Annotated in this window: 15 protein-coding genes; 6 read left to right on the top strand and 9 right to left on the bottom strand. The window is 51.0% G+C overall.

Annotation, left to right across the window (positions count from 1 at the left end; genetic code table 11):
• Positions 1–370: 370 nt before the first annotated feature.
• Entirely contained in the window at positions 371–1,648 is a 1,278-nt protein-coding gene (locus Pla110_RS06040; RefSeq protein ID WP_144994228.1) for a hypothetical protein, read from the top strand.
• A 78-nt stretch (positions 1,649–1,726) separates the two neighbouring features.
• A complete protein-coding gene (gene scpB / locus Pla110_RS06045) occupies positions 1,727–2,734 on the top strand; it encodes an SMC-Scp complex subunit ScpB (RefSeq protein WP_144994230.1) in 1,008 nt (335 codons plus the stop codon).
• Between the two features lie 56 nt (positions 2,735–2,790).
• Here scpB and Pla110_RS06050 read toward each other — a convergent pair whose 3' ends face one another.
• The 4 genes from Pla110_RS06050 to Pla110_RS06065 all read right to left on the bottom strand — a co-directional run bounded on the left by Pla110_RS06050 (position 2,791) and on the right by Pla110_RS06065 (position 6,561).
• Positions 2,791–3,900 carry a prolipoprotein diacylglyceryl transferase gene (locus Pla110_RS06050; protein WP_144994232.1) on the bottom strand — a complete coding sequence of 370 codons (1,110 nt, stop codon included), beginning with the start codon at positions 3,898–3,900 and terminating at the stop codon, positions 2,791–2,793.
• Between the two features lie 151 nt (positions 3,901–4,051).
• Entirely contained in the window at positions 4,052–4,621 is a 570-nt protein-coding gene (locus Pla110_RS06055) for a hypothetical protein (protein ID WP_144994234.1), read from the bottom strand.
• An 11-nt stretch (positions 4,622–4,632) separates the two neighbouring features.
• Positions 4,633–5,667: an amidohydrolase family protein gene (locus Pla110_RS06060; RefSeq protein WP_231742931.1), complete on the bottom strand. Its 1,035-nt coding sequence runs from the start codon at positions 5,665–5,667 to the stop codon at positions 4,633–4,635.
• A gap of 177 nt (positions 5,668–5,844) precedes the next feature.
• Positions 5,845–6,561 carry an ImmA/IrrE family metallo-endopeptidase gene (locus Pla110_RS06065; protein WP_144994236.1) on the bottom strand — a complete coding sequence of 239 codons (717 nt, stop codon included), beginning with the start codon at positions 6,559–6,561 and terminating at the stop codon, positions 5,845–5,847.
• 564 nt (positions 6,562–7,125) lie between these two features.
• Here Pla110_RS06065 and Pla110_RS06070 point away from each other — a divergent pair.
• The 4 genes from Pla110_RS06070 to Pla110_RS06085 all read left to right on the top strand — a co-directional run bounded on the left by Pla110_RS06070 (position 7,126) and on the right by Pla110_RS06085 (position 13,225).
• Positions 7,126–8,271, top strand: a complete 1,146-nt coding sequence (locus Pla110_RS06070; RefSeq protein ID WP_144994238.1) for an HlyD family efflux transporter periplasmic adaptor subunit — start codon at positions 7,126–7,128, stop codon at positions 8,269–8,271.
• Positions 8,272–8,523: 252 nt separating this feature from the next.
• Positions 8,524–8,703, top strand: a complete 180-nt coding sequence (locus Pla110_RS06075; RefSeq protein WP_144994240.1) for a hypothetical protein — start codon at positions 8,524–8,526, stop codon at positions 8,701–8,703.
• A 216-nt stretch (positions 8,704–8,919) separates the two neighbouring features.
• Entirely contained in the window at positions 8,920–9,339 is a 420-nt protein-coding gene (locus Pla110_RS06080) for a hypothetical protein (protein WP_144994242.1), read from the top strand.
• A 310-nt stretch (positions 9,340–9,649) separates the two neighbouring features.
• Positions 9,650–13,225, top strand: coding sequence for a mechanosensitive ion channel domain-containing protein (locus tag Pla110_RS06085; RefSeq protein ID WP_144994245.1), 3,576 nt, complete (start codon positions 9,650–9,652; stop codon positions 13,223–13,225).
• A 23-nt stretch (positions 13,226–13,248) separates the two neighbouring features.
• Here the strand turns inward: Pla110_RS06085 and Pla110_RS06090 are convergent, their stop codons facing one another.
• The 5 genes from Pla110_RS06090 to cysS all read right to left on the bottom strand — a co-directional run bounded on the left by Pla110_RS06090 (position 13,249) and on the right by cysS (position 17,331).
• Positions 13,249–13,620, bottom strand: a complete 372-nt coding sequence (locus Pla110_RS06090) for a gamma-glutamylcyclotransferase family protein (protein ID WP_144994247.1) — start codon at positions 13,618–13,620, stop codon at positions 13,249–13,251.
• 20 nt (positions 13,621–13,640) lie between these two features.
• A complete protein-coding gene (locus tag Pla110_RS06095) occupies positions 13,641–14,276 on the bottom strand; it encodes a UbiX family flavin prenyltransferase (RefSeq protein ID WP_144994249.1) in 636 nt (211 codons plus the stop codon).
• Positions 14,273–15,010, bottom strand: a complete 738-nt coding sequence (ubiE, locus tag Pla110_RS06100) for a bifunctional demethylmenaquinone methyltransferase/2-methoxy-6-polyprenyl-1,4-benzoquinol methylase UbiE (RefSeq protein ID WP_144994251.1) — start codon at positions 15,008–15,010, stop codon at positions 14,273–14,275. Before ubiE ends, Pla110_RS06095 begins: the two co-directional genes overlap by 4 nt.
• A gap of 220 nt (positions 15,011–15,230) precedes the next feature.
• On the bottom strand, positions 15,231–15,746 hold the full coding sequence (gene ruvC / locus Pla110_RS06105; RefSeq protein WP_231742932.1) for a crossover junction endodeoxyribonuclease RuvC: 516 nt from the start codon (positions 15,744–15,746) through the stop codon (positions 15,231–15,233).
• Positions 15,747–15,783: 37 nt separating this feature from the next.
• A complete protein-coding gene (gene cysS, locus Pla110_RS06110) occupies positions 15,784–17,331 on the bottom strand; it encodes a cysteine--tRNA ligase (protein ID WP_144994253.1) in 1,548 nt (515 codons plus the stop codon).
• Positions 17,332–17,437: the final 106 nt, after the last annotated feature.

Below are 17,437 nucleotides of genomic sequence, written 5' to 3' on the forward strand. Positions count from 1 at the left end.
GAAGGGAATAGGTCATGCTGATTGCTCCTGATTGTTTGTGCTGGCTAATTCGTGCTGCCGCTCGGGCGCCCGTTCGCCCCACTTTCTCCACGTTAGGTGATCTCCCTGATTGTCCACGAAATCGAGTCCCTTGAAATTATGATGAAATGTAGACCGCTTGTATTATTTGCAATTGTTGTACTTTCCCGTTTGGAATAGGATAACCAATATCGGGGATCATGGATCCGTTCCCCTTCCAATTGCTGTCCAGCTGGAGCAGGCTGTCAGTCGGATATCCGTCGATCGGATTACATCGACGGGAAATCAATGATCGAGATGCGATGACGAGAACTGCTCCGCGTTTTATTGAAGCGAAAGAAGGGATTCTTTCATGCGACAAACTTCGAGTGGCCCATTAACAACCATCCTGATGTTGGTTCCGTTAGTCGTTGTGCCCCTGTTAGCGATGTTTGGCCTACCGTCATTCTCCTCAAGCGAGACCGCGCCCTCTCCCGAGCTGCAAATCAACGCACTTCTCGGACAGCCCAGTTCGGATGGCATACCGGAAGGAGGCCTGCAGGCCCAACCTAACGCCGGTCAATATCCTCCGCCTGGTCAAGCGACTTCAGGGCTTTCCCTTTCAGGTCATTCTTATACCAATTCTTCCAGTGCCACCCCGAATGAGAATATGGCCATGCAATCGGGCCTCAACAACCAGCCCGGTGCTACGAATCAAGGATTCAATAATCAGCCTGGAAATAACCAACCTGGAGGTAACCAGTCGATGATCGGTTTGTCTTCAGGATCCGGTCGAAGTACGCCGCAGGCGTTTGACAATTCATCTGGGAATAATTCCGGTCTCGCCACGAATAATCCGTCCGCAACTTCATCCGGCAACACGCCTGATATCCATACTCTCAGTAACAATTCCCAAAATGGTCTCGGCCTCGCGATTGGGACCAGTGCCCGGTTGAACAACAATAATGCTGAAACAGCCAGTCCGGGTAATCCAGCATCTACTGAGCCTCAGTCCAATCCACGTAATCCGTTCATGGGCGATACCAGTGCTGCCGGAGCAACCGGGGCCGCAACGGCGAGTAACTTTCAGAATCAGCCTGCCGCTTTCGATCCCGGTGAATTCGATCCTGACGGCGCTTTAACGGAAACGCAACCTGTCCCTCTTCAGGACAATGCGGTTTTCCAGAATCAACAGAACAACAACCCGGTCGCCAACGCTGGTTTCGGAACGGACGGATTTCCACAACAGCAGTCGAACAACATCATGCAATTGTCTGGACAGGCTGAAAGTCAGGCCCAACAACAACCAGCAGCGATAAATAATTTTAACAATATTCCAACTGGAAATGTCCCAACTGGAAACAGTGCCGCTCAGCCCACAGCGATGGCGGCTACCGAGTCCGGTTTAACGTGGCAATCGGCTGTGCAGTTGTTAAACAAATGGGGGATCGATAATTTTATGCTGCAACCCGGGGCCGAAGCGGGGCAGTTCAATTTCAGCTGTTACTACACGCCCTCGGAAGATTCCCGAATTACATTCCGGTTCGAAGCAGAATCATCACAGCCGCTCAAAGCGGTTGAAAATGTCCTGCAGCAGATCCAGCAGTGGCATATTCAGCGACAACAAGCTGTTCAGAACCCGCAGCAATAACGGTCGAATACACCAACTAATTCGAGTTTTGGCACAGTCCAAGCCAGATAGCATCCAACGAGATCGAGGATTCAGGACGTGTACTCTTCCCCCATCAGTCTGAGAAATACTGCAGCTGATGACTGGAGCAGGAGAGCGACATCCCATTCGATAGATGAATGGAAGCAGGCCCGTCTTCGCCGTGGCGCTGCTACCGAAGTCCAACAGGCACCGCTGGTCGAGAGCTTGCAGGGCCGCTCTCGTAAGGAAGCCCGCCTCGAAGCTGTCTTGTTCGTTGCAGAGGGATCATTGTCCGCCCGAAAACTGGCTCAATTTGCGACGTTATCCGATCACAAAGAAGCCCGTGTCTTAGTCGAAACATTGAATGAGGCCTACCAACGGTCCCAGTGCAGTTTTCGTATCGAGTGTGTCGCGGGTGGGTTTCGCATGCTGACCCGGCCTGAATTCGCTTCCTGGCTCGACAAGCTTCACGATCGCAAAGCCGAAGTCCAACTTTCCTCTCCCGCGATGGAAACACTCACCATCGTCGCCTACAGGCAGCCTGTGACGCGCGCCGATATCGAAGCTGTTCGCGGAGTTCAGTCGACCGAAATCCTGAAACTGCTCATGGAAAAGGGACTGGTTCGCATTACGGGCGAAGACGATTCGCTCGGGCGTCCGTACCTCTACGGAACGACCAATCTCTTCCTGGAATCCTTTGGCCTGAGCAGTCTCAAAGATCTTCCCATGCGGGAAGAGTTCGAAGTTAAAGAGGAACCCGTCGAAGAGGAAGAACCTGAAGCCGAAGACGAGGAGACATTTGAAGAAGTCGCGACGAATGAAATCGTCAGCGATGAATCCATCGACACCCAGTCAGATGAATCAGCTGAAGACACCGTCAAAGATGTAATCGTCGATGCAGAGGAACTCGAAATCGAAGATGATTCCGAAGATGATTCCGAAGATGATTCCGAAGATGATTCCGAAGATGATTCCGAAGATGATGACGAAGACGACGAACTGGACGAGGAAGAAGACGAGGACGACGAGGATCTGGAAGATGAGGACTACCTGGAAGACGACTCCTCAGACGAGCAAGTCGCTTGAGGTCGGCTCTTTTGCTCTCTCTGTCTTGGCTATCTCGTTATCTGGCTGTCCCGTTTTTAAGTCTTGGCCGCTTTGGCTGAACCTGTTCCGGGAGGCGTCGGTTGATTGACATGCCGTGTTAATTGCGGAGGTTGTTTCGATAACCAGATGCCGTAAACGATGCCAATCGCCACGATCAGCAGGCTCACCCACTGCGAGATCGTCATCGAAGTATCAAACTGGCCCATTTCATCCCCGCGAATGAATTCGATGAGGAACCTCGTGATCGGATAAATGATCAGGACGAGCAACGTCACCTGGCCATCTTTCGCCCGTCGATGAAAATACGCAGCTGCCAACACGGACAGAATCAGCGCGTTGACGGAGCTGTAAATCTGGCTGGGGTGGAGCGGAATCGTTTGAAGTGCTTCGGGGGAGAGAAAACCACGTTTCACGAGAGACATATAAGGGACGCTGTTTTGTGGGAAGGTGATTGCCCAGGGAAGCGTACAGCGGTCGCCCCAGCAGCAACCATTGAACAGGCAACCGATTCGTCCAAACGCCATCCCCAGCAGCATAGAGGGAGCCGCGATGTCCGCAATCAGTCTGGGGGAGTACCCCTTCAGATAACAGCGAGCAAAGAACGTGAGTGTACCCGCGATTAAGCCGCCATAGAGTACCAGTCCGCCATCGGGCAGATTGACCAGAGCAAAGAAATAACCGGGCAGGGAATTAACTCCCTGAAAAACAGATTCTGAATATTGAACGACGAAGAAGAGTCGAGCCCCGACAATGCCCATAAATACGACGGCAAAAGCGGTATCCCACATCACTTGTTTGGGAATTCCGACTGACTCGGCCCTCCGTCCGGCTGTCCAGCCACCGGCAAGGATTCCGAGCATCACCATGAACCCATAACCAAACACCGGGATCCCCTGAGGGATTCGTGAAGCGAAATTCGGGAGCAGAAAGATTACGACGGACCCAATCGCCCAGGTCACCAACGTGGAACGCAGGATCGAGCTTTTCTCTTCGTCCGATTTATTCTGCCGGCTGAACCAGAGCAACCCTCCGTTAAACAGGGTCCAGATCAACAGAACCAGCCCAAATCCAAAGAGAGGAATTTCTCCCAACGGTCCAAGATTGACGGAACCATCCAGAGTTATACGAAACAGTACCTGACGCATGAGGGGCTCAATTCAGCGTGAACGCGATCCAACGAGAGCGGCCCGCACACCGCAGGCTCCGCACACCCTCATTATTCAAGGGCGGCGTATTTTAGGCAAATCGAGAGCAGGGAGCCAGCTTGATTGAGAGATGGCTTAATTGCAGTTTCCTTTATGATGAAGACTCGTCGAACTCAGTACCAAACTTTGCTCTTGCTGTATCAAGAACCTGTTGGTTTCGAAACGGCCAGAAAAGCTGATAGGCTTCACGGAGATGTTCGCGTTCATTTCGAGAATTCCTGACCCAAAATGAGAATATCGGGATTGAGAATATCATGAAGTAAAACGCGACCGCCAAGCATAATAACTGTAATGTGGGCTTATTGAGAGCGGATGCAATCCAAATCAATATTCCTGAAATCGTGGAGAAACTCCAAGCCATTATCCAATCAAACTTGTCCACACGCTTTCCCCATTTTCCATATTCCTGCTCAGTTTGAAGAAACAGATGGACGCGAGAGAGCTCATCAAGGAATTCTTTGGGACATGACCATGATGGTGGCGCAATTGGTGTTTTTCCCAGCTCCAAAGTCATGTAATACTTTTTAATCCCTTGGACTCCTTCGTCATCTGATTTAATTTCCCGTAACGTGTCTGAGAACTTTTTGATGCCAAACACTTTATCTGCAAGGACATCCTCGATTCGCTCCATTAAGATTTTACGAGCTACATTGTCGATCATGAACTTCGTACTCAGGCATTTACCTTCGGTAAGCGGTAGAACTTCTGGGCGTTTTCGCAGAACAGTTTTCGTTTGAAGGACTCGCTGCGGTCTTGGGTGATTTCGACGAGGGCAGAGTACCACTCCTGATAGCTTGCTCGGAGGGTGCAGACGGGCCAGTCGCCGCCGAAGAAGATACGGTCTTCGCCGAAGGTATCCATACATTCATTGACCACGGGAGCGAGGTCGGCCGGCTTCCAGCCCGATTCTTCAGCCGTTGCAACGATCCCTGAAATCTTGCAGACGGAATTCGGATGCGCAGCCATCGCCTTGAGGCCCGCTTTCCAATCGTCGTGCAGTTGGGTGTTCAGCTTGGTGACCGGCATGTTACCGCAGTGATCGAGGATAAACCGGGTATCGGGGCATTTGCCCACCAACTCGGCGGCGTCGCCCACTTCGGCAGGTCGCATGCAGAGATCGTAACTTTTGTCGTGTTCACCGAGTAGTTTCATGTTTTCGATGAACTGCGGTTTCAAACATGTTCCCGGCTTGCGATCGGCGTCGTGCAGGACGGTTCGAACTCCTTTGAAAAACTCATTTCCCATGAACTGTTCCACATAAGATTTGAACTCGCCTGACTGTGGAGATCCACCGATGACGGCACCGGTCATCTGGTTGTCGTCTCGCTCGCAGAGATCAAATACGTATTCCGCTTCGGCCGTTTGCTGATCAGCAGCCACGTTGACTTCCATGTAGACGGTTTGAGCAATGGGAACCTGGGAAGTCGCTTCTCGATATTCGGGGAGCAGAAAATCTTTTCCCAGAATCTCCTTCGCAGGACCCTGCATCCAGGGAAGAGTGAATCGATTGAGGTCCCACAAATGTTGATGCGTGTCGATCACGGGAATAGCGGAGTTCACAAGCGAAGAACCTTCCGTAGTTGAAAAAGGAGAGAGGACTGCCATTGCTCCCAATGTGGCGGCGGAAGACTGCAGGAATTGGCGGCGGCTGAAACTGGCTGCGGAATTCGTGGGGGAAGTCTCTTGGTGGTCAGGACGAGCGCGCATGGCAGAAGGACTTTCTCAGGAGAGATGCATGAATCGGGTACGGAGATGACACCGTCAGGAGAGTGGAAATTCTCGGGCTCGCCTGATTCGATCTTAATTCAGCATAAACGGACGGGAAGGGGGGAACAAGAGTTGAGCTTCCGGATCTCGCAGGCATTTTAGAGGGCACCAGGACATTCAGCAGTCATCCATTTCCAGCGGGCGGGTCAACAGGATCTCCCTTTTCCAATCCGGTTCGTGAATTGGCCAGCCATGGAGGCTCAGGTTGTCCGCCTGATCCTGATGACGTTTGTTGTGGCAATGACATTCCTGCCAGCAGCGAAGTTCTGCTGATTGCACGGGAGGAGGCGACGGCAGCCAATTGCTGCGACGGCTTGTTCGTTGACCGTGGTCGAAAATCGTGACGATCAACGGATCAGCCAGATCCAACAGCCTTTGCGCAATCAAATGATGGCTGGCGGTAGAAAAGCTCTGTTTTAATTCGAAGAGATCGCATCCCGTTTGAGAAACGGTATTCCCAAACCAGCACTCCGGAAGCAGCAACCGGGTCGCAAAAAGGTTCGCCAGTGCTTCGCGAGAGGCTGGGCCGGCGGTGAGTTCTTCTTCCTCGATCCAGTCAGACCAGCGATCGGATAGTGACTCGCCGAGCTCGTGTGCGAGAGCCCACTGGACCCGTTCGGGACGATCATCCGGTTTCAGAAAAATCGTTGGCTTATCATGAATACGTTTGAGCCGACCTCGCTCCTCCTGACGGGCGTTCAGCACAATTTCCCACCCCAGGTGCTGAGCAAGATGGAACGCATTTACTGGCGGTTCATCGATTCCCGCCAAGGAGAGCAATTCGTTAACAACTATGTCGAGAGATAGGTGGATTTCATTCAGAGAAGTCATCATCGGCAGCGGGCGAATCCTGGCAAGAACTGAAAATCGGAGAAGAAAAAATAGTGTACATAATAATAGTTATGTGTTCAGGATACCAGATAAAACGGTGTCGAAATTTGATTTCATCGCAACTGAAGCGACTCCAACCTTGTCGATTTGGTTCTGTGAAAATGGGAGAGCTGTGGAGACTTTGTTTCCCTTGCTCGAAATGCCTGTTAGAGGAATCGTAGCTGTCATAACTTTTACTGAAACCCGAAACGACCAGCCCGCCAGTTGCCGGGTGGTTGCGGTCAATTTCCCCTTGTCAGACTTCCGATTCTTAATAAGGAAACAGAAGGGTCTTCCGGTAAACGAAAAAACAGATGCCGGAAAACCGATTCAATGGAATTCTCCAGTAAACCTCCACACATGCTGCTCTCCCAAGGCGGGAATGCGAGCAACAATGATGTACGTACCCTCGAAATGTTGCCAACACTCGAGATCGAGGCAAACTGGATTGTTTCAGTGAGCGAGAAATGACTCGCCCTGTTTGATTCTGTTTCCAGGAACGTGCTCCACCTATCGAGAATAAGCCTTATGACAGATAAAACTCCCCGTCCTGAAAACCAGATAGAGTCGACCTTGCCATCTCGACCAGCCCCGCTCGGGCGGACTGTGCTGCTGGCCTCCCTTGTTTTTGGCGTCGTACTCAGTGGCGTGATCTATTTGAAGAATCGCGACGCCGTCGCCTACACGGGTTACCTGCAGGCGAACGCGGTGGCAATTAAAGCTCCGTTCACGGCCCGCATGGAACGCTTGCTTGTCGAGGAAGGAGAGGCTGTTGTTCCGGAAGTACCGCTCTTCTCATTGATGGATGACAAATTGGAACGCCGTAAGGATTCCAAACAGCGGCAAATTGCTGTCCTTCGCTCGGAACTGGAACGTGCTCAGGCGGAAGCGAAAATCGAAATTGCAGACCGCATGAATAAAATCGAGAATGAACTGCTCGAAACGAAATTGAAGTCGGCCAACCTGTTGAAAGAACAGTTTGCTTACGAAATGGAAGACATCGCCTGGTCGGAATACTCGGACAGTTCGATCGAGGTCGCCAGCCTACAGCGTTCTCCCGGAACCGACTATCCAATCACACCGGCAAACGACAACGAACGGAAAATCGAAATCCTTCTCCGTCGTGCCGCCATGCAAAATGCAAACGAAGTCATCACTTCCCAGGTAGAGTTATGCCAGCGACGAATGCGGGAACTGGAAGACCAGAAACAGAACCTGCCTAAAGTGGTCGAAGTCTCCGTGGGTGTGGAATCACTGCAATCGAAATTAAATGAAGAAGAACGCGAGTACCGGGAATTGCTTAATCAGCTTCAAGAGCAGGAAGTTCGCTCTCCTGGTTACGGACTGATCGGCCTGTTTGAAGCACAGCTTGGAGAGACGGTTGAAGAAGGTGATCTGATTGTCTCGTTGTACGATCAGGAACAACTGTATGTGACTGTCGACATTCCTTCACACGATGTGCATCGATACCAACGCGAAGAAAAACTGAAACTGAGCTTCCCTGATGGAACCCATTCACGGGGTCGTATTGTTAAAATCGCTCCCCATGTCACCTCGCCCGAACATCAGGATGCGACACCTTCGCGACAGACTTTGGTGCGGCTCTGGTTGGAACCGGCGGATGCCCTGTGGCCAGCAGCCCCGATTGGAAGTCAGATTGAAATCACTCGGTAACTTACCGTCAGGAAAAAGGTTACCGTCTTCTGCACTGGGTAATTTGGTCGTTTGACGATGCGAAATCGCATCAACCAGTCGTGATGCGTTGTGCGAGGATTCTATTTTTTCAAAAAGTCAAAGCGGATTAGCGTGGAAGGCAGTTGCGAAAATTGCCTATAATTGAGCCAGAGCAATGATGCTCTACGTTCGTTCGCAGGACGTCGATCTTTAAAAACATGACGATCAGGAGCAGAAAGAAAGGACAGGACCATGTTAGGACTCGTTGCCGATTTCATGGAAACGGCAGAGGCAGAAGAAGTCGATTTTATTAAAGAGATTCGACTCCGCACCTGGGCCCGACAGAATTACCAATCTCCCGGAGACAGAGGGAACAATTTGCATCCTGTCGTTCTGGATGAAATGCAAAAAATGGATTCTGAATCCGAATAGTTGAACCGGCTGCCTGATCTCGTCATCATTAAAGTCGAAAACAATAAAACAGAGAAACCCCCAGCTGTAAAATGCAGTTCTGGGGTCTTTTTATGCGCTTTCCCTGAGATCGATGTGGTACCTTTTAATATCGATAACTCCCGAAATCAGGGGGGAGAGCACTATCTCCGAATTGTTGCGAGACTACCCACTTCTGCCTTCCATCAGGATTCCTGAATGAGCACCACCCAACAACTTTTTCGTCCGCTGGTGACGTTCCTGGTCACGGTACTGACGTTCGGGTTTATTTTCGTCCTGCTCTCGGTCGTTTTGATGGAATTTACGCCGTTTGAAGGGGTCTTCTTCACTTTTATGGTGGCGTTTCTGGCGGGAGCAACGACCGGTTTTTTCGTAACTGCGTTGCGATCCTCTCTTTATCCTCGTTTAATGATTCCGCTGTACTGTCTGCTCTTATTCGTCCTCATGGGCGGGGTGACGGTTGGTCTTGCGCTGTGGCAAGGCCTGGACGATCCATGGTTCCGGCTCACTTATTCGCTCATTATGGCGGTTGGTTCCACCTCGGGCGCTTTCTTCGGAGTCGCTCTACTGCAGTACTTCAAAAACCCGGCTAACAAATCGACAAAAACGAGCGTTTGATTCACTTCAAATAAAGACTCCGTCAACCACTCTTCGGTTCTTTCTGGTGGCACCACAGAATTATGGCGACAGACCGCTTCAGGATAATTCCGAGGTTCAGGTGGGAAGCCTGAGATAGGCCTGTTTTCATTGATCATTCTTTCAATAACAAGCCTGTTTTCTAAGGGATCTCGTTCACAATTGAAAACCTGCTCTTGCCGGATGGTTGCGAACTCACGAAACTGAAGATCATACGACCGGCATCGCACAGGAAGTGGCTGAACACCGGTATTCATTCGTTAGGGTGCTTCAACGGACTGTCCATATTTCAATGACTTCTGATATTCATTTTTCTCGTTTGATAACCTGGCGCTCCTTCTCTTTTCTGGTGCTGGGTCTCACCCTCGGTTTAGTACAACCGACGATTCTTCACGCGCAACCTGCGCCGGAAAGTGTAGGTGAGAAAGCCGAGACCGCTACAAAGCAGACTCCCTCCGATGTTCTCGCCGAGGTCGATGAGCTTGTCTCCCAAGTCACTGCCAATCCGGACGCGGATGACGCCACCAAAACCAAAGCGGAAGAACTGAAGAAAGAAATTCAGCGATCGCTGGATGTCTGGCGACAGAAATGGGAGTTGACCGGTATAACGCAGCAGGATATCAAAACGACTCCTACCGAAGCGCAGAAAATGAAGGCGGAGACGGAGCAACTCCGCAATGAGCCACCCAAACAATGGAACCCGAGCACGCCCGCTACGGAACTGGAACAGGAACTGGAAGCGCTGAAGACGAAGCTCCAGGCCTTGCAGGAAGAATCGACCAAACTGGCGACGCAGGCAGAGAAAAGAAATACCCGTCGTCAGGAGATCCAGGAGCAACTGGATAAACTCACCGCTGAAGAAGCCACGGTGACAACCACATTGCAGGCCAGTCAGGTCAACGAAAGCTCGCCACCCCTGGAAAAGTTGCAACAGCTCAATAACCAAACCATGCGCGTGAGGATTGGACAGCAGCGAAAGGCTCTCGAAACAGAACTACAACAGCTCGAAGTTCAACAGTCGGTTGACTGGACTCGCTTGAAAACAGAACTGACTGAATTGCAGCTAAGCAAAGTTCAGGAAAACGTTCGTCTGCTTACTGATGAGTATCAAAAAGCCCGTAAACGCGAAGCGGCCCGAGCCGTAAAAGAAGCCGAACAACAAAACCAGGAATTTGTTAAGGCTTATCCTGAACTGCAGTCAATCGTCACTCAGAATCAGGAGTGGGCGATAAAAAACCAAGAGCTCATAGGAAGTCTGACGAAGGCTGAAAATAGTCTGACTGCAAACAATGCAAACCTGACCGAGCTTGATCTTCAGTATCAACGGGTTTCACGATTGGTAGAGCAAGTCGGACATACGGGGCCGATTGGAATTATGCTGCGTAACCTGAAATCAGAAATGAAAGGTGACGAAGATTATGCTGCGGGCATTCCGAAACGAAATGAAACCCTGGCGGACGTTCAGCTCAAAATCTTCCAATTGGAAGAACAGAAATCGACGATAGTGCAGCCCGATCTCTTTGTGCAGAACTATCTCCCTAATGAAGATGCCGAAAAACAACAAATCGCGATCGACGCGATTCGTAAACAGCGAGAAACCTTAAAAACGCTCTCGCACAACTACAATCAATTTTACGATACGCTGTACAAGTTGAATGTGATCGATAAGAAATTGATCGCAAAACAGCAGGAGTTCACTTCCTATATTAACGAAAGAGTTCTGTGGATTCGCAGTTCGCCAATTCTCTCGTTACAGGAATTGAAGGCCGACGACAAATCCTTTCACTGGTTGTTCAGTCTGGACGGTTGGCAACAGGTTTGGACGCAATCTCTTAATCGTGTACGACAGGCCCCCTTGCAGTCGGTCAGTATTATTCTGCTATGGTCGCTCCTCCTGATTCTTGGGGCCCGCTGGCGACGACAACTGGCGGAAATCAGTAAACAAGTCACGCCGAATGCCTTTTATAAGTTTTATCCCACCGTTAAAGCGACGATTCTTTCTTTGCTGATTGCGATCGTCTGGCCCCTCTTTTTCTGGGGGTGGGCTTGGCAATTGGACCAGCAGTCTTACCAGGAGTCTTTTCCACAGACGTTGATTCCCGCGTTGAACCTAGTTGGAAACTGGTTCTTCGCGATTGAATTTATTCGTCTGTTGTTCCGCTCCAAAGGGCTCGCAGATTCCCATTTTCAATGGAACTTTTCATCTATGCTCACAGTCCGGCGAAACATTCGCTGGCTAATGATGCTTTCTGTTCCTTTGGTATTCCTGGGTGGTTTGCTGCAGGGAAACGAAATTGATGAGGCCCATGATGCCTGGGAGCGTGTTGCTTATATCTTGTTTCAATGCTGTCTTACGATCTTCTTATTCAACATCTTCCGGCCTTCCTCTGGTCTGTTTCAGACGATTGTCGATTACAAGCAGAATGCCTGGATGGATCGGCTTCGTGGACTGACTTGTCTGTTGTTGGTTTCAATTCCAGTGACGCTTATCGCGTTCAGCTTCCTGGGCTTTCACTATACCGCTTTCCAACTCAATAGTGTTCTCGGTACGACGGCCTGGTTTTTAATCGCCCTGTTCGTCGTTCGCGCACTGGCACACCGTTGGATTATGCTTGGTTATCGCCGGTTGAGCATCCTGCGGTCACAGCAGAAACGGGAACAGCAAAAAGAAGCGGAAAAGCAAGCACAGGAAAATACGGAACCCGGCGCAATGGCCGAGGCGCCTATCAAACTTGAAGAAGAACGCCCAATCGACCTTCGTTTCAGTTCGCATCAGATTCGTCGCTTATTGAACGCTACTTTGTGGACTGTCGCCTTCCTGGGCGTCTGGTTGATCTGGCACGATATGATGCCCGCACTTTCTGCACTGGATAGCTCTGAGCGGTTTGCAGTCTGGCATACAACTAATCAGGTGACCGACCCCGAGACCAACAACACCATTGATGTCATTGAACCGGTGACGATCTTTGATTTGGCGCTCGGGCTGGCGGTTGCCCTCTTGACCGTAGCGGCAACCCGGAACATTCCCGGTTTGCTGGAGATGACTATTCTGGAACAGCTTCCGATTGATGCGTCCGTTCGTTACGCCGTCACGACCATCGCCCGGTATGTCTGTATCCTGTTAGGGGGGATCGTCGGCTTCCAAGTCGTCGGCGTCGCGTGGTCCCAAGTGCAATGGATGGCAACCGCATTGACCTTCGGTCTCGCGTTTGGTTTGCAGGAGATCTTCGCGAACTTTATCTCGGGCATCATCCTGTTGTTCGAACGCCCGATCCGGGTTGGAGACATCGTCACTATTGATTCTGTCTCCGGGATCGTTTCTCGAATTCGTATGAGGGCAACTACCATTACGGACTGGGACCGCAAGGAATATGTCGTTCCCAACAAAGAATTCATTACGGGAAGACTTCTCAACTGGACACTAAGCGATCCCGTGAACAGGATTGTTATCGAAGTCGGTGTTGCTTATGGTTCGGATCTCGAAAAAGCGACCGGCATTCTGAAACGTCTGGCGGTAGATCACCCGGAAATTCTGGAAGATCCTCCACCCGTGGTCACATTCGATCGCTTCGGTGACAGCACACTGAATTTGATTATGCGTGCCTACTTGCCCAGCCTGGAAAACAGGTTGATGACAATTCATCAATTGCACATGCAAATCAACTCGGAGTTCAACGCCGCGGGTATCGAGATCGCCTTCCCACAACGAGATTTGCATATTCGTTCTATGCCACCCGGGTTTGGGCAACAGGCTTCTGATAACAGCAAGTCCCACGAAGGAAATGGCAACGGTCACAATCCGAAGCCTCCCACCGAACCTCAGGAAGCATTCGCCAATACTGCTGCCGACCCCGGAGTGGATGATTAAGTGAGGCAGGGAACGTTCAACATTTACAATGCCATCGGCCACTTGGTTATCGGTCCCGTGGCGTTGTACGGCAGAGCTTTCAGGTACTCATAAACCCAGGCACATTTCCCCGATTCCGTCTCGGTTTGAATGCGTCGATATAATCCTTCATCAACGCATTCATACTGGTCGAGATCGAAGAACATCTCAGGGGGAATCGCAATGAGGTAACCCTCAAACCACGATTCTGTTAAATCGATATCGATATCGATAGCGGCTGGGTAATCGCCCAAATCGTACAGCAGACCCCGTACGCGATCCGGTTGAATTGGTTCAGCACCAGCGGGAAATCGGTGTCCGGGTTGGAGCAGACCGTACACAAACAGCAGTTCCAGATCAGCATTATTTGCGGCCATCAGTTCCCGTTCCGTCAGCTCTACTTGCCGTCGCCCCAGCGTTGCATCAGCGTGTTTGGCAATTCGAGTTGATCCAGAATTCGAGCAACGACGAAATCGACGAGGTCATCCACCGTCTCGGGCTGTCGATAAAATCCCGGCATGGCGGGCAAGATAATGGCGCCTGCTTCGCTAAGTGTCGTCATGTTGCGAAGTTGAATTGTACCCAGAGGTGTCTCACGAGGTACGACAATTAACTTACGTCGTTCTTTGAGGTGAACATCAGCCGCTCGCTGGATCAGGTTTCCTGAGAGCCCATGAGCAATACTGGAGAGCGTTCCCATCGAGCAGGGGACTATCGCCATACCCGCAGTGCGGAACGAGCCACTGGCCATCCCCGCACCGAAATCGAGATGCGTGTAATATGAGAAGCGGTCTTCTGCTGCTTTAGTCCACTCCGCATCAGGGTAAAGATCGTCGAGCGTGACCTGTTTCAAGTCGAGTGTTCGGTTCACTTCTGTTTGGAAAACGATACCGGCCGAGGGGCTGATCGTCAGATGAACTTCACATCCACTCTGGAGCATCACTTCCATTAACCGAAGCCCGTATCGGGAGCCACTTGCCCCGGTCATCGCCAGCACATAGGGAAGCTTGTTCGGAATCGTTTCAGAAGTCATTCGCTATCAGGTTTCGGTTTAGTGCCCCAGTAAAGTCCGGCGACCCCGAAGGTAAGTGGACGCCACTCGACCTCGGTCAAGCCTGCTTCCCGCATCAGTTTCATCAAGTCTTCTCCATAAGGAAACTCGGAAACGGATTCGGGTAAGTAATTGTAGGCCGACTGTTGATTACGGGCCAATAATTGCCCGATGCGTGGCAGGATATTTCGAAAATACCAACCATACATTCCCCGCAGCAAACCGTTGGAGGGCATGGCGAACTCCAGGATGACCACTTTTCCACCCGGAAGGCAGACCCGCGTCATCTCACGCAGACCGCTCATCGTGTCGGCCACATTACGCAGCCCGAACGCAACCGAGACGATTTGAAACAGGTTCTGCTCAAAAGGTAATTGCTGGGTATCTGCTTCGAGAAATTGCACCGTCTGTCCGTTGGTTCGACTCGGTTTGTCGATCTGCTTTTCTAAAGCGATCGTCAGCATCTGATGGGTAAAGTCACTGCCGACGATGGGCGTCTCGGAGGTTGCTTTTTTCGAGAAAGCAAACGCCAGGTCACCCGTTCCCGTACAGACATCCAGAATGGGGGCGTCCCCGTGCGGTCGAATGGTACGCACAGCTCGCCAGCGCCAGTAATAATCGGTACCACCTGAAAGCAGGTGATTCATGAAGTCATATCGCTCTGAGATTTCGCCAAACATCTGGCGAACCCGCGATCCTGATTTATCGACATTCATAAACGAAACAGCTTCCAGAGGATGAGATTCAGAGGGAGAGGGGGGATCAGAAACTTGTGCTGGTAGCCAGCCAGTTCGATTTGAATCTAAAAGTCCTTTAGAGACTTTGTGATTCAATCAATCCCGTTACTTTCAGAGAGTGATACGATCGCTTTTAATGTACGGATTGTGACTGCAAGCGAGTGTTCATTTTAACTGGCCAATCCTGCTTTTTCAGGGATCAGGCCGCAAATTTAAGCGAATGGAACAAACAAAGCGCGACGGCCGTCGCGTCAGCGACGTCATTCGGTTCCGGAATTTGCTCGAGCTTGAGTTCAAACGTCACTGCGTGTTGAATCTGCTCTTTGGAAGCTTTACCGCTACCGGTCAGCATCTTCTTAATCTGCGTCGGCGTATAATGCACAATCGTCATTTGGCGCGAAGCAGCCACGTAAAGAATCGCTCCCCGCGCGTGAGCCAGCATGAGGGCGCTTTTCGGATTCTTAAAGGCAGTGAAAACCTGCTCGATCCCCATCATGTCGGGTTCGAATTCTTCCAGGATTTCTTCCAGGCCCGTACCGATTTCGACGACCCGTTCGGCCAAGGTTAGAGAAGCCGTCGACCTAATGATGCCCCCTTCGAGCAGAATCGGCTGGCGGCCTCCCGGAGGAACCTGCAGTAGCGAGTAGCCCGTCCTGTTCAACCCGGGGTCAATACCCAGGTAACGGATCGGTTTTGGCTGTACAGGCTGATTCACAATCAGTTCTTCCTCCGTATGGCCATTTCTCGTAATTCTATCCGCGCTTCCAACTGGTTTTTTCAGGGCGGTCTTCCAGCACGATCTGGAGATTATTCAACCCATCGCGAATCTGATCGGCTATCGCCCACTGTTTCTCCGCACGGGCACTGGCTCGCAACGAGATAATCAGTTCCATCAGATCATTCGCCAAACCATCGTCGGCACCTTCCTTCGCGATGGGTTTGATGAAGACCCCCAACAGGTTGGACAACTCTTTAAACAGAGTCATTCCCGTAGTGAGGGCATCGAGAGAGGCCGCTGTTTTTTCCGTCTCCAGTTTTTGCTCGGCTATGAATCCATTTAACAGACGAATCATATCGTGGAGGAAACCAATCGCTCCCCCCGTGTTGAAGTCGTCTTCCATCGCTTCCCAGAAGCGATCCCGAAGTTTGGTAAGCTCAGCGAAAAATTCGGCAGGTTCGCCCGAGAGATCAACGGTGTTTGCTTTGGTCGTCGACGCTTTCAGGTCGTAGAAACTGTTTCCAGACACACGCTCATAGGTTTCGAGCAGACGATAAAACCGATCCAGCCCTTTGCCTGTTTCCAGAATACGCTCGTCGCTGAAATCAATCGGGCTACGATAATGCGTCGCCAGCAGGAAGAACCTTACAGTTTCGGGGTGATGTTTCTCAAACAGCTCTTTAACAGAAGCAGCCCCTTTGGAGCCGGCCAATTTATTCGCTTCTTGCGCTTCTTTCTGTTCCGATAGATCGCCGTGACGGTCATGTCCGCCACCCAACTTACCTGCCTGGGATCCGGCCTGCATCAAACCGTTATGCAACCAGTATTTGGTGAAGGGTTTGCCGGTGCAGCATTCGGATTGAGCAAGTTCGTTTTCGTGATGTGGGAACATCAGGTCGAGTCCGCCGCCGTGGATGTCGAGCGTTTCTCCCAGGTGTTTTTTGCTCATCGCGGAGCATTCAATGTGCCAGCCGGGACGACCAGCGCCCCAGGGACTCTCCCAGGCGGGTTCATTCGGTTTTGATTTTTTCCAGAGAGCGAAGTCAGCCGGGTTTCGTTTCTGATCCGCCGATTCGACGCGGGTTCCCGCGAGCATTTCATCGATGTTCCGTCGGCTCAGTTTACCGTAGTCATCGTCCTGTTCAACGGCGAAGTAAACATCTCCGTCCAACGGGTAAGCGTGCCCTTTGTCCACAAGATCGGAAATCATATCCAGCATTTCCTGAATATGTTCCGTCGCATAGGGGAAGAGATCGACCGAATCGACACCCATTGTTTCCAGGTTGTCGAAGTAATCCTGAGTCATCTCTTTCGCCAGTTTTTCGACCGTCGTTCCCAACTCGTTCGCTTTATTAATCAGCTTGTCGTCGATGTCGGTGATGTTAATCACGAATTTGACATCGTACCCGCTGTAAACGAGAAACCTTTTGATCGTATCAAAAATGACCGGGCCGACCATATGGCCAATGTGCGCCGGTTTGTAAACGGTTGGACCGCAGAGGTACATGTTTACTTTACCCGGCTCAACCGGCTCGAAATTTTCCTTGTCCCGCGTCAGCGTGTTGTAAACCCGTACGGCCATCTTCGTTTCTGCTTTCTCTCTATTATGATCTGTCTTCTTGGTTTCGAGTGTTTTCTTCACTCTCCAAAAAAAATGCAAGGTCAACCCGTGGTGTAACCGCGGCCGG

The organism is Polystyrenella longa (assembly GCF_007750395.1).
Classification (GTDB): domain Bacteria; phylum Planctomycetota; class Planctomycetia; order Planctomycetales; family Planctomycetaceae; genus Polystyrenella; species Polystyrenella longa.

Coding starts and splice junctions, on each gene's coding strand:
- Pla110_RS06080 (WP_144994242.1), top strand. CDS start 8,920: ATGAGCACCACCCAACAACTTTTTCGTCCGCTGGTGACGTTCCTGGTC.
- Pla110_RS06090 (WP_144994247.1), bottom strand. CDS start 13,620: ATGGCCGCAAATAATGCTGATCTGGAACTGCTGTTTGTGTACGGTCTG.
- Pla110_RS06050 (WP_144994232.1), bottom strand. CDS start 3,900: ATGCGTCAGGTACTGTTTCGTATAACTCTGGATGGTTCCGTCAATCTT.
- Pla110_RS06095 (WP_144994249.1), bottom strand. CDS start 14,276: ATGACTTCTGAAACGATTCCGAACAAGCTTCCCTATGTGCTGGCGATG.
- cysS (WP_144994253.1), bottom strand. CDS start 17,331: ATGGCCGTACGGGTTTACAACACGCTGACGCGGGACAAGGAAAATTTC.
- Pla110_RS06075 (WP_144994240.1), top strand. CDS start 8,524: ATGTTAGGACTCGTTGCCGATTTCATGGAAACGGCAGAGGCAGAAGAA.
- Pla110_RS06070 (WP_144994238.1), top strand. CDS start 7,126: ATGACAGATAAAACTCCCCGTCCTGAAAACCAGATAGAGTCGACCTTG.
- Pla110_RS06060 (WP_231742931.1), bottom strand. CDS start 5,667: ATGCGCGCTCGTCCTGACCACCAAGAGACTTCCCCCACGAATTCCGCA.
- Pla110_RS06065 (WP_144994236.1), bottom strand. CDS start 6,561: ATGATGACTTCTCTGAATGAAATCCACCTATCTCTCGACATAGTTGTT.
- Pla110_RS06055 (WP_144994234.1), bottom strand. CDS start 4,621: ATGATCGACAATGTAGCTCGTAAAATCTTAATGGAGCGAATCGAGGAT.
- Pla110_RS06085 (WP_144994245.1), top strand. CDS start 9,650: ATGACTTCTGATATTCATTTTTCTCGTTTGATAACCTGGCGCTCCTTC.
- ubiE (WP_144994251.1), bottom strand. CDS start 15,010: ATGAATGTCGATAAATCAGGATCGCGGGTTCGCCAGATGTTTGGCGAA.
- Pla110_RS06040 (WP_144994228.1), top strand. CDS start 371: ATGCGACAAACTTCGAGTGGCCCATTAACAACCATCCTGATGTTGGTT.